Here is a 10,807-nt window from a genome sequence, read left to right on the forward strand (position 1 = left end):
CGCCCGGGGACCCCGACCGGTCCCCGGGCGCTCTGCCGTCCGGGCGAGCGGGCCCGCGGACGGCGCACGCGGGCGCGGGCGCGGGCCTACGCTCCGCTCGTGGACCCGCTGCTGCCGCCCGCTGACCCCGCCGTCCCCGTGCGGGCCTGGACGTCCGACGAGGGCTTCGTCGGACGGGTGACCCGGGTCCTCGTGCGGCAGGCGTTCTGGACGCGGGCGATGCGGGGCCTCGTCGCGGGCCTCGTCCTCGTCGCGCTCGGACTGATGCTCCTGACCGACACCGGGCCGCTGATCCTCGCGCCGCTCGCCGTGATCGTGGGCCTCCTGCCCGCGACGGTCGCCTGGCAGACACGTCGGCAGCTCGCGCGGCAGATCCCGGCGGGGACCACGTTCCGTGCCGCGCTGACGCCCGACGCGCTGTGGATGCAGGGCCCGCTCGGCACGGCGTCCACGTCGTACGCGGCCTACCGGGCGGTCACCCTGCGCTCGGACGTCGTGGTCCTGTCGCACCGGCACGGCCGGATGCACTCGGCGCTGCCCGCCGCGCTGTTCCCGGGCCCCGACCTGGACCTGCTGCGCGAGCACGTCGCGGCCGCGCAGGTCAGCGGGCGCGAGGCGCGACCCGTCTGACGGCGCTCGGTCCCGACGTCGTCGAAGGCGGGACCGCTCCGTCGTCCGAGCGCCCCGGCGGGGGCGGTGGACCGGGCTCAGTGGATCAGGTCGCGCCAGTTCGTCGGGATGCGGTCGCGCGGCGCGGGGACGGGCTGGTCGGCGGGTCGGGCGTCCGGCGGGGCGAGGTCCGGCCCGGCGACGGACGCGCCCTCCGCGTAGTCCCACCACCAGTCCTCGCCCGGCTCGAAGGAGCGCATGTAGCGGTGGCCCGTCTCGTGCCAGTGCGCGGTCGCGTGCTGCGCCGGGGACGTGTCGCAGCAGCCGATGTGCCCGCAGTGCGCGCACCGGCGCAGGTGCACCCACCAGCCGTCGCCCTCCTGGCACTCGACGCAGCCGGTGCCGCTGGGCGGGACGGTGGGGTCGACGTCGACGGTCACGAGGCCTCCGGATGGGTGTAGGGGAGCCGGACGGTGAAGCGGGTGTCGCCCGGCGAGGACACGACGCGCAGGTCGCCGTGGTGCTTGCCGACGACGATGCGCCACGAGATGTCGAGACCGAGCCCGGTGCCCGAGCCGACGGGCTTGGTCGTGAAGAACGGCTCGAACACCCGGTCGACGACGTCGGCCGGGATGCCGGTGCCGGTGTCGGCGACCTCGACCTCCAGCCAGTCCTCGACGCGGCGCGTCGTGATCGTCAGGCGCCGCTGCCCCTCGGGGACGTCGGCCATCGCCTGCCGGGCGTTGTCGAGCAGGTTGGTCCACACCTGGTTGAGCTCGGCGCCGTGCACCAGGACGGGCGGCAGGGTGCGGTCGTAGTGCCGCACGACGTCGATGCCCGCGAGCTTCGCGTCGAGCATCGTCAGGGTGCTGTCGAGCAGCACGTGGACGTCGACCTCCTGCTGCGCGGCGCGGCCGATCTGCGAGTACTGCTTGGCGGCCTCGACGAGCGTCGAGATGCGGGTCGTGGCGTCCTCGACCTCGTTCATCAGCAGCTCGGTCTCCAGGGTGTACCCGAGCCAGTGCGCGGCGCCCGCGACGACCCCCTCGGGCACGCTGCCGACGTGGTCCTCCAGCCACTGCGGGTCGATCCCCGCCTCGACGAAGCTGTGCGCCATCTCCGCGTTGTCGCCGATGCCGTGGTCGTCTAGCCAGTCGGCGACGTCGTCCTCGCGGTCGGACGTCTCCAGCGCGGACAGCGGCGGTCGACCGCGCGACTCCTCCAGGGCGGCGACCGCCTTCTCCTGCAGCTCGATGATCTGGACGAGCTCGTCCCGGTCGTACGCGCCCGACGCGACGAGCGCGAGCTTGCTGCGCATGCGGGCGACACGCTCGCGCAGGGTCGCGGTCGCCCGCGTCGCGGCCGACGCCGGGTTGTTGAGCTCGTGCGTCAGGCCCGCGGACAGCGACCCGAGCGCCAGCAGCCGCTCCCGCTGGGCCGTCGCGGTCTGCATGCTCTTCTGCCCGAAGAACAGGCCCTCCAGCAGGTGCATCGCCATGGGGAACCAGGTGTGCATGACCTCGGTGAAGTCGGCCGCGGGCAGCACGTAGAACCGGGACGGCTCCAGCACGCGCAGCGAGTGCAGGTAGGCGCGGGCCTCCTCCCGCTCCAGGTAGGCGTGCCACGCGCCCGCGTAGACGCCGACCTGCGACGTGCGGCTGACCTCGACGTCGTCCGTGCCGACGCGGCGGTACAGCGCGACGGACCCCTCCAGCAGCACGTAGAACGCCGCCGCGGGGTCGCCCTCGTGGAACAGCAGGCCGGGGTCCTGGTGCTCGACGTGCCCCCGGCTGCACAGCCACGTGAGCTGCTCGTCGGTGAGCTTGTCGAAGAGGAAGAGCGTGCGCAGCTCCGCGATGTCGCAGGGCAGGAACGGGGGTGTCGTCGTCACAGCTGCTCCAGGTACCGGTGGACGAGCATGACCGCCATAGCGCCCTCGCCGACCGCCGACGCGACGCGCTTGGCCGACTCGGCCCGGGCGTCGCCCGCGACGAACACGCCGGGGCGGCTGGTCTCGAGGTGGTAGGGCGGCCGGTCGAGCGGCCACCCGGACGGGGGCCGACCCTCGTCGAGCAGGTCGGGCCCGGCGAGGACGAACCCGCGCGCGTCGCGCGCGACGGTGCCGTCGAGCCAGTCGGTGCGGGGCACGGCGCCGATGAAGACGAACGCGTGGCTCGTCTCCACCTCCTCCTTCTCGCCCGTGCGGGAGTCGCGCAGCACCAGGCGCTCCAGGTGGTCGTCGCCGACGGCCTCGACGACCTCGCAGCACGTGCGGACCCGCACCTTCGGGTTCGCCGCGAGCTGCTCGACCAGGTAGTGCGACATCGACGACGACAGATGCTCGCCGCGCACGACGAGCGTCACGGACCGGGCCGTGCGGGACAGGTGCATCGCCGACTGGCCCGCGGAGTTCGCGCCGCCGACGACGAACACGTCCTGGTCCTCGCAGGCGGGTGCCTCCGTCAGCGCCGACCCGTAGTAGACCCCGCGGCCCGTGAGCGCCGACAGCCCCGGGCCGTCGAGCTCGCGGTACGCGACGCCGCTGGCCAGCAGCACCGTGTGCGCGCCGACGACGCTGCCGTCCGCGAGCCGCACGTGCCGCGCGGAGCCCTGCACGTCGAGCCCGACGACGTCCGCCGCTAGCACGATCTCCGCCCCGAACCGCACCGCCTGCCGCCGCGCCCGCTCGGTGAGCTGTGCGCCCGAGACGCCGTCGGGGAAGCCCAGGTAGTTCTCGATGCGCGAGCTCTGCCCTGCCTGGCCGCCGGTCGCGACGCGCTCGACGAGCGCCGTGCGCAGGCCCTCCGACGCGCCGTACAGCGCCGCGCTCAGCCCCGCCGGGCCGCCGCCGACGACCACCAGGTCGTAGAAGTCGGTCGTGGGCGACGTCGCCAGGCCGACCCGGGCCGCGAGCGTCGCGTCGTCCGGCGCGCTCAGCGGCTCGCCGTCCGGGGTCACGACGAGCGGGACCGCGGACTCGTCGACCCCGGCCGCGTCGAGCAGCCGGCGGCCCTCCGCGGAGTCCGACGCGAACCACCGGTACGACACCTGGTTGCGGGCCAGGAACTCGCGCACCTGCGACGAGCGGGCCGACCAGCGGTGCCCGACGACCTTCGCCTGCGGCACCGGCGGGGGAGCGCTGACCGCCCACGCGTCGAGCTGCGCGTCGATCACCGGGTACAGCTTCTCCTCCGGCGGCGCCCACGGCTTGAGCAGGTAGTGGTCGAGGTCGACGACGTTGACCGCGTCGATCGCCGCCTCCGTGTCCGCGTACGCGGTGAGCAGGACCCGACGGGCCTGGGGGAACAGGTCCATCGCCTGCTCCAGGAACTCGATGCCCGTCATGCCGGGCATCCGGTGGTCGGCCAGCAGGACGGCGACCTGCTCGCCGCGCAGCTTGAGCTCGCGCAGCGCCTCCAGCGCCGCGTCGCCCGACTCCGCGCGCACGACGCGGTACCGCGAGCCGTACCTGCGGCGCAGGTCGCGGGCGACTGCGCGTGAGACCGCGGGGTCGTCGTCGACGGACAGCAGGGCGGGGCGGGGGACGCTCGCGTCGGCCGTGCGGTCGGCGTCCGCGTCGGCGGGCGCGCCGGCCGGGGGTGCCGGTGCAGAGGTCGTGGGGGCGCTGGTCGTGGGTGCGGCGGTCGGGGTGCTCGACGTCACCGGGGCATCGTCTCTCGCGGATCGCGTCCTGTCAGCGGGTCGGACGAGGTCGGTCGTCGCGACCCGCCCTGCTGGGGCGTCGCGGTTCGCGCCCGACCTCGCCCGACCTCCCACGGACCTCGCGCGACCTCGCCCCACCGGTGGGCGGAGCCTCAGTCGCGCTCGCCCCAGCGCCGCCACACGACGACCGCCGACACGACGAGGAGCGCGAGGACGACGAGACCCTCAGGGCGGGCGGCGTAGACGAGCGGCGCGTCGATGACGACGACCCGCTCGTCGAGCAGCGCGAACGCGACCGCGTTGGCGACGCCGTGCTCGACGACCGCGGGCCACACGCTGCCGGTCCGCGCCCGCATCACGCCGGTCACCACGGCCATCGCGAGGACGGCGACGAAGAAGAGCGGGATCTGCGCGGCGAGCGGGACGTCGGTGTACTCGTCGCCCATCGCGACGATGTATGGCACGTGCCACACGGCCCACAGCGCGCCGACGGCCAGGTGCCGCCGCAGCCCGCGGACGCCGAGCGCCTGCAGCCGCGGCTCCAGGTAGCCGCGCCAGCCCCACTCCTCGAAGAGCGCGAACAACGTGCGAGCGACCATGCCGCCGACGACGAGCGTCCCGAACAGCGACAGCCCGCCGTCCTGGCCGTGGACCTGGCCGGTGAGGACGCCGACCAGCAGCGCGACCGCGAACGCGGCGGGCATCCAGAGCACGGCGAACAGGTACCAGCCGCGCTCACGACCCAGGCGCAGGCCGGCGTCGGCCCACCCCTCGCGGCCGATCGTGCGCAGCCCGACCGCCATGAGGAACGGAGACAGGACGAACAGGAGCGCGCCCGCGCTCGTCGCCTTGTCCTGCGCGCCCGCGAGGACGATCGAGCCGAGGATCGCGAGGACGAGGACGCCGACGGCGTAGACGGTCACGCCGCGCCAGGACGCGGGACGCGGGGTGCGAGCGGGGCGCCGGCCGGGCGCGTCGGCGCCGGGCGACGAGGGCGCTGCGGGTGCGGCGGGTGCGGACATCGGTCTCTCCTCGGTCGGGACGGGCGGTGCGGGAGCGGGCCGTGCGAGAGCGGGCGGTGCGTCGGACGGGCGGTGCTGGTGCGGGCTGTGCGAGAGCGGGCGGTGCGTCGGACGGGCGTGCGCGGGCGCGCCGGGGTGCCGTGCCGGCGGTGCGTGCCGGACGGTGCGGTCGAGGTGGCGGGGTGCCCGGGTGTCAGCCCGGGGTGTCGAGGTCGGCCAGCAGGTCCTCGATCCACGCGAGCTCGGCGCGCGCGTGGACGAGGCCGTTCGTGAGGGTCGCGAGGCGCAGTCGGACGGGCAGCGGGACGTCGGCGACCTGCGCGAGCGCCTGCTCGCTGAGGTGCTGGGTGTGCTCGAGGACCGCGACCATCTCGCGGGCCTCGGCCGCCCGCTCGTGCAGGACGGCGCGGGTGCGGTCGACGCCGAGCCGCCCGACGAAGAACAGCCGGACGAGGAACGACTCCCGGGTGGGGGCGTACTCGACGGGGGAGGCGAGCCACTGGTCGAGCTCGGCGAGCCCCGCGTCGGTGACGGAGTGCTCGCGCCGGTCGGGGCGGCCCTCCTGCGGGACGGTCCGGACGTCGACGAGGCCGTCGGCGGCGAGGACCGTGAGGGTGCGGTAGATCTGCGCCTGGTCCGCGGGCCAGAAGTGCGCGACGGACTCCTCCATGTGCTTGCGCAGGTCGTAGCCCGTCATGGGGGCGACGGACAGGAAGCCGAGGACGGCGTGCTTGAGCGACACGTCCCGAGCATAGGAGACGCGTCGTATATATGACTAGTCCTCTATCGTGCTGATCCGCGCATCGGCCGACCGGTGGATGCCGCAGCAGCCCGTCCTGCGGAAACGGCCCGCGGCGCCCCACCCCGCCGCTACGCTCCCGCTCGCGGTCACCGGAGACACCGGTGCCCCCTCCAGGAGTCGACATGGTCACGTCCCTGCGCGCCGCCCTCTCGGTCGCGATGCTCGCCGGCTTCTACGTGGTGGCGCTCGGCGTCATCGCGGGGCTCGGCTGGCTCGCGGTCCTCGCGTTCGAGGGCGGGTACGGCACCGGCGGGGCCAAGCTCGGGATCCTCGCACTCGTCGTCGCCGTCGGCGTCGTCTCGGCGCTGTGGAAGGTGGCCCGCGCGAACCCTGCGCCCGAGCCCGGCCTGGAGGTCACCCCGGCCGACGCCCCCGAGCTGTGGGCCACGGTCCGCGAGCTCGCCGACGCCGCGCAGACCCGCGTGCCCGACGAGATCCGCCTCGTCGGCGAGGTCAACGCCGCCGTCTCCGAGGACGCCCGGCTGCTCGGCCTCGTCGGCGGCCGCCGGCACCTCTACCTCGGCGTGCCGCTGCTGCAGGCGTTCGACGTCGCCCAGCTCCGGTCCGTCCTCGCGCACGAGCTCGGGCACTACTCCCGCAGCCACACGCGCCTCGGCGCCGTGACCTACCGCGGCCGGGCCGTCATTCTCGCGACCGTCCAGCAGCTCTCCGGCAACGTCGTCGGGTGGCTCCTGCGCGGCTACGCCCGGCTCTACCTGCTCGTCTCCGCGGCCGTGAGCCGGCGGCAGGAGCTCGAGGCCGACGAGCTGTCCGTCCGCGTCGCCGGCCGCGAGGTCGCGCAGTCCACGCTGCGCGAGCTGCCCGTCGTCGACACCGCGTGGAGCTTCTACGCCGGCTCCTACCTCGCGAACGGCTGGGAGTCGGGCTACGCGCCGACGGCCGCCGGGTTCTTCGGGGGCTTCGGCGACCTGCTCGCCGCGCGCGGCGACGAGCTCGCCGAGCTGCGCGCCGACGCCCCGCCGAGCGACGGCTCGCTCTGGGACAGCCACCCGCCCGTCGCCGCGCGGATCGCCGCCATGGCGCACGTGCCCGACACCCAGGTCGTGCGGGACACCCGCCCGGCGACCGTCCTCGTGCCCGGGTTCGCCGTCGCCGCGGCGGCCGTCGCCGAGGAGGTCGTCGCGTTCGACGACCGGACCCGCCTCGACTGGGACGAGCTCACCGCCGCGTCCGTCGCCGCCGACCGTCAGCGTGCCGCCGACTCCGTGTACCGGGCGGCGGCCCGCCTGGCCGGGCAGCAGCGCGCCACGCTCGCGACCGTCCTCGACCTCGTCGCCGCGGGCCGGGGCGACGACCTCGCGCGGGCCGTGGGCTTCGACACCGACGTCGCGCCCGACGACGACCGGCCGGTGCCCATGCTCCTGCGGGTCGTCCTCGGCTCCGCGGCCGTCCAGGCGGGCGTCGCCCGGTGGCGGCACTCGTGGAGCGGTCCCGCCGTCCTCGTCGGCCGCGACGGGCAGCCGCTCGACCTCGACGCGCTCGCCGACCTCGCGGCCGACCCCGCACAGGCCGGTGCCGTCCGCGAGCACCTGGTGCGCCTCGACGTGGACGTGACGCGCGCCGGTCAGGCGTCCGCGACCGCGACCGCGCACGGCGGCGAGATCCTCGGCGGGATCGCGAACGTCGACGTCGACGGCGCGCAGCACGACGTCGTGGTCCTCGACAACGGCCTGCTGCTGGTGCCGTGCCCCAAGCAGACCGAGGGCGGCAAGGCGCGCATGGCGGCGCTGCTGCAGTCCGCGCCCGTCGTCGAGCTGGCCCGCCGCTTCCCGTTCCTGTCCTTCGAGGAGGTCGCCACGGCGCAGGTGCTGCGGCGCACGCCGGTGCGGGTGGCGTTCACGCTGCACGACGGCCGCACGGTCACCCTCAAGGAGAAGTGGTCGGGCGACCGGCTCACGAAGGACAGCGACGAGGTGCTCGCCGCGCTCGCGGACGACCTGGCGCGGACGGCGACGTCCGCGCCCTGACCTGGCCCCTGCGACCCGACGGGGCGCTCCGCGACGCCTAGTCGAGGAGCAGCTCGCAGCGGACCCCCGGGGCGCGCGCGAGGCCTCGGTCGCGCGTCAGGAGGGGGCAGCCGAGGAGCTCCGCGAGGGCCACGTACGCGGCGTCGTACGCGTTGACCGCCCCCGACAGCCGCAAGATCTCGGTCTGCAGGGTCGTGAACGGCCAGAGGTCGACGGGCAGTGCCGCGAGCCCGTCGAAGGCGAGCATCGCCTCGGCGTCCGACAGTGCGCCGGCGGCGCGGTGCCGGCGCAGGACGTTCGTGACCTCGTACGGCAGCAGGTCGGGCGCGGCGACGCGAGCGTCCGCGAGGTGACGTGCGACCGCCTCGCCGTCGCCCGCCGGGTCCAGGAGGAGCGTGACGACGGCGGACGCGTCGACGACGAGGAGCGTCACCGACGGTCGGCGTCGAGGTCGTCGACGACGCGCGCGAGGTCGAACTGCGGGTACGTCCGTGCGCGCGCGCGGATCGCCGCGACGGCGTCTGCCGCGGTCGGGTGGGAGGAGAGGTCGATGAGCTGAGCCCGCAGGTACTCCTGCAGCGACCGTCCGCTGCGGGCCGCGCGGGCGGCGAGCTCGTCACGGACGTCGTCGGGGACGTCGCGCACGGTGATGGTCACGCTCATGCCGTCATGCTAGCGGCGGTGCAGGCAGAATGCAGGCGTCCGGCCGGTGCCGTCCGAGGTGGCCGCGCGAGGGTCGCGGGGTCAGGCTCGGTAGGCCGCCGTGACCGGGCACGCGAACAGGTCGCGGTCGGGACGGCCGACCGTGTTGAGGTGGCGGACGATCATCGCGTACGACCGGCCCAGCGACACCTGCACGTAGGGGATGCCGCGCGCCTCGCAGTAGGCGCGGACCAGCGGCTGCGCCCGGCGCAGGCTCACGCGCGGCATCGACGGGAACAGGTGGTGCTCGACCTGGTGGTTGAGCCCGCCCATGAGGACGTCGACCCAGCGGCCACCGCCGATGTTGCGGCTCGTGAGGACCTGGCGGCGCAGGAAGTCGACGCGCGCGTCCTTCGGCAGCAGCGGCATGCCCTTGTGGTTCGGCGCGAACGACGCGCCCATGTAGAAGCCGAAGACGGCGAGCTGCACGGCCGCGACCACGAGGGCCTTCCACGGCGACATGACCGTCAGCACGAGCGCGGCGGCACCGACCAGGCGGACCGTGAGCATCGCCGCCTCGACCCCGCGCCGCTCCAGCGGCTCGCGGGACAGCACCCGGCGGACGGCCGCGACGTGCAGCGCGACACCCTCGAGCAGCAGCAGCGGGAAGAAGAAGAAGCCCTGGTGGGCGAGGTACCAGCGGGCCCACCGCGACTCGCTGCGCGCGACCTGCTCCGGCGTGAACGACAGCACCTTCATGTCGATGTCCGGGTCGGCACCGACCTTGTTCGGGTTGGCGTGGTGGCGCGTGTGCTTGTGCTGCCACCAGCCCGCGCTCAGCCCGACCAGCAGGTTCGCGAGCACCAGGCTCGCCCACGTGTTCGCGCGGCCCGACGAGAAGATCTGCCGGTGCGCGGCGTCGTGCCCGAGGAACGCGACCTGCGTGAGGATCACGCCCGCCACACCCGCCACCGCGACCTGCCACCACGAGTCCCCGACGAGCACCACGGCCACGACCAGGCCGGCGATCGCGAGCACGGCAGCCGACAGGCGCACCGTGTAGTGGCCGGGTCGTCGTGCCATCAGGCCCGCCGCCTGCACGGTGCGCGTCAGCTCGGTGAAGTCGCTCACCGCGCGCTCGCGCGAGCCGGCGGAGCCGTCGACGGGCAGGGGGTCGGGAAGGGTGGTCGTGCTCACGTGGGGTCCGTCCTGTCGGTCCGTGCGCGGCCGGGCGAGGGCGTCGGCAACTGTGGTCGGCGTTCGTCGGGCGAGGGGTCGCGGTGGATCGTCGGGCGTGCGTCGTTCGGGCGCCGCCGGGGCTGGACGGGCGTATGACGAGGGCCCCGGCGCAGACGACCGGGGCCCGGTGGTGCGAAGTGCTGCCTCACGGTACGTCACGGGGCCACGCCTGCGTGGGGTGGACGGCCCACCGGACCACGTGGTGGGACGGCGGGAGCCCCGAGGTCTGCGGCCCCGGGGCTCCCGTCTTGCGCGTGCGCGACGTCGTCAGCGGATCGCGTGACGTGCACGCGTCCTGCCGCGGCGGGCCGCGACCACGACGGCCGCCGCGCCGAGCATCACCAGCAGCGCCGCCAGCGTGACCGGTGCGGCCACGTCGTCTCCCGTCGCCGCGAGGGCTGCACCCTGGACGACGATCTCCACCTGCGCGAGGACCGTCCCGGACAGGTCACGGAGCTGCAGGTGGTGCACGCCCGGGGCGAGGTCCGTCGGGACGGTCACCGTCACCGTCGCGGTGCCGTCGACGACCGGCACGACCGCGAGCCGCCGGTACGTGCTCGCGATGCCGACCTCGACCTGCGCGCCGGTCACGCCGGTCGCCGTGACGGTGACCTGCTCGCCCGGGCGGGCGACGGCCTTCGTGGCGGTGATCGACGGGCCTGCGGCCGTGGTCGTGGGCGTCGGGGTCGCGGACGCCGAGGGCGTGCCGGTCGGCGTGCTCGTCGGCGTGCCGGTCGGCGCGGCCGTCGGCGTGCCCGTGGGCTCCGCGGTCGGCTGGCCCGTCGGGGTGGCGGTCGGGCGCGGGCTCGGCGCCCACGTCGGCCGCGGGGTCGGCGTGGGCG

The 10,807-nt window shown here is 75.2% G+C and carries 10 protein-coding genes and 1 pseudogene; 2 read left to right on the forward strand and 9 right to left on the reverse strand.

Features of this window, described 5'->3' with window-relative positions; all coding sequences use genetic code 11:
- Positions 1-99: 99 nt before the first annotated feature.
- On the forward strand, positions 100-630 hold the full coding sequence (locus tag CBZ_RS03040; RefSeq protein ID WP_130780129.1) for a hypothetical protein: 531 nt from the start codon (positions 100-102) through the stop codon (positions 628-630).
- A 77-nt stretch (positions 631-707) separates the two neighbouring features.
- On the opposite strand, the gene CBZ_RS03045 is transcribed toward CBZ_RS03040, so the two are convergent.
- The 5 genes from CBZ_RS03045 to CBZ_RS03065 form a co-directional block, all read right to left on the reverse strand.
- Positions 708-1,049: a UBP-type zinc finger domain-containing protein gene (locus tag CBZ_RS03045; protein WP_130780130.1), complete on the reverse strand. Its 342-nt coding sequence runs from the start codon at positions 1,047-1,049 to the stop codon at positions 708-710.
- A complete protein-coding gene (locus CBZ_RS03050; protein WP_218022699.1) occupies positions 1,046-2,500 on the reverse strand; it encodes an ATP-binding protein in 1,455 nt (484 codons plus the stop codon). The genes CBZ_RS03045 and CBZ_RS03050 overlap by 4 nt, the downstream gene beginning before the upstream one ends.
- Positions 2,497-4,272, reverse strand: a complete 1,776-nt coding sequence (locus CBZ_RS03055) for an NAD(P)/FAD-dependent oxidoreductase (protein ID WP_246012998.1) — start codon at positions 4,270-4,272, stop codon at positions 2,497-2,499. The genes CBZ_RS03050 and CBZ_RS03055 overlap by 4 nt, the downstream gene beginning before the upstream one ends.
- A 152-nt stretch (positions 4,273-4,424) precedes the next feature.
- On the reverse strand, positions 4,425-5,294 hold the full coding sequence (locus CBZ_RS03060; RefSeq protein ID WP_130780131.1) for a type II CAAX endopeptidase family protein: 870 nt from the start codon (positions 5,292-5,294) through the stop codon (positions 4,425-4,427).
- Positions 5,295-5,487: 193 nt separating this feature from the next.
- Entirely contained in the window at positions 5,488-6,036 is a 549-nt protein-coding gene (locus CBZ_RS03065) for a PadR family transcriptional regulator (protein ID WP_130780132.1), read from the reverse strand.
- Positions 6,037-6,218: 182 nt separating this feature from the next.
- Between CBZ_RS03065 and CBZ_RS03070 the strand changes: the two genes are divergently transcribed.
- Positions 6,219-8,084 carry a M48 family metalloprotease gene (locus CBZ_RS03070; RefSeq protein ID WP_130780133.1) on the forward strand — a complete coding sequence of 622 codons (1,866 nt, stop codon included), beginning with the start codon at positions 6,219-6,221 and terminating at the stop codon, positions 8,082-8,084.
- A 37-nt stretch (positions 8,085-8,121) separates the two neighbouring features.
- Here the strand turns inward: CBZ_RS03070 and CBZ_RS03075 are convergent, their stop codons facing one another.
- The 4 genes and pseudogenes from CBZ_RS03075 to CBZ_RS20695 form a co-directional block, all read right to left on the reverse strand.
- Entirely contained in the window at positions 8,122-8,517 is a 396-nt protein-coding gene (locus tag CBZ_RS03075; RefSeq protein ID WP_130780134.1) for a type II toxin-antitoxin system VapC family toxin, read from the reverse strand.
- Positions 8,514-8,747: a FitA-like ribbon-helix-helix domain-containing protein gene (locus CBZ_RS03080; protein WP_130780135.1), complete on the reverse strand. Its 234-nt coding sequence runs from the start codon at positions 8,745-8,747 to the stop codon at positions 8,514-8,516. The genes CBZ_RS03075 and CBZ_RS03080 overlap by 4 nt, the downstream gene beginning before the upstream one ends.
- Before the next feature lie 81 nt (positions 8,748-8,828).
- Positions 8,829-9,923, reverse strand: coding sequence for a fatty acid desaturase family protein (locus tag CBZ_RS03085; protein ID WP_130780136.1), 1,095 nt, complete (start codon positions 9,921-9,923; stop codon positions 8,829-8,831).
- Between the two features lie 309 nt (positions 9,924-10,232).
- Positions 10,233-10,807, reverse strand: a pseudogene (locus CBZ_RS20695) (hypothetical protein); the annotation flags it as partial.

Source organism: Cellulomonas biazotea, from assembly GCF_004306155.1.
GTDB lineage: Bacteria > Actinomycetota > Actinomycetes > Actinomycetales > Cellulomonadaceae > Cellulomonas > Cellulomonas biazotea.

What these genes read in the sequence shown, in the direction of transcription:
- CBZ_RS03060 (WP_130780131.1), bottom strand. Translation starts at nt 5,294, where the DNA reads ATGTCCGCACCCGCCGCACCCGCAGCGCCCTCGTCGCCCGGCGCCGAC.
- CBZ_RS03080 (WP_130780135.1), bottom strand. Translation starts at nt 8,747, where the DNA reads ATGAGCGTGACCATCACCGTGCGCGACGTCCCCGACGACGTCCGTGAC.
- CBZ_RS03070 (WP_130780133.1), top strand. Translation starts at nt 6,219, where the DNA reads ATGGTCACGTCCCTGCGCGCCGCCCTCTCGGTCGCGATGCTCGCCGGC.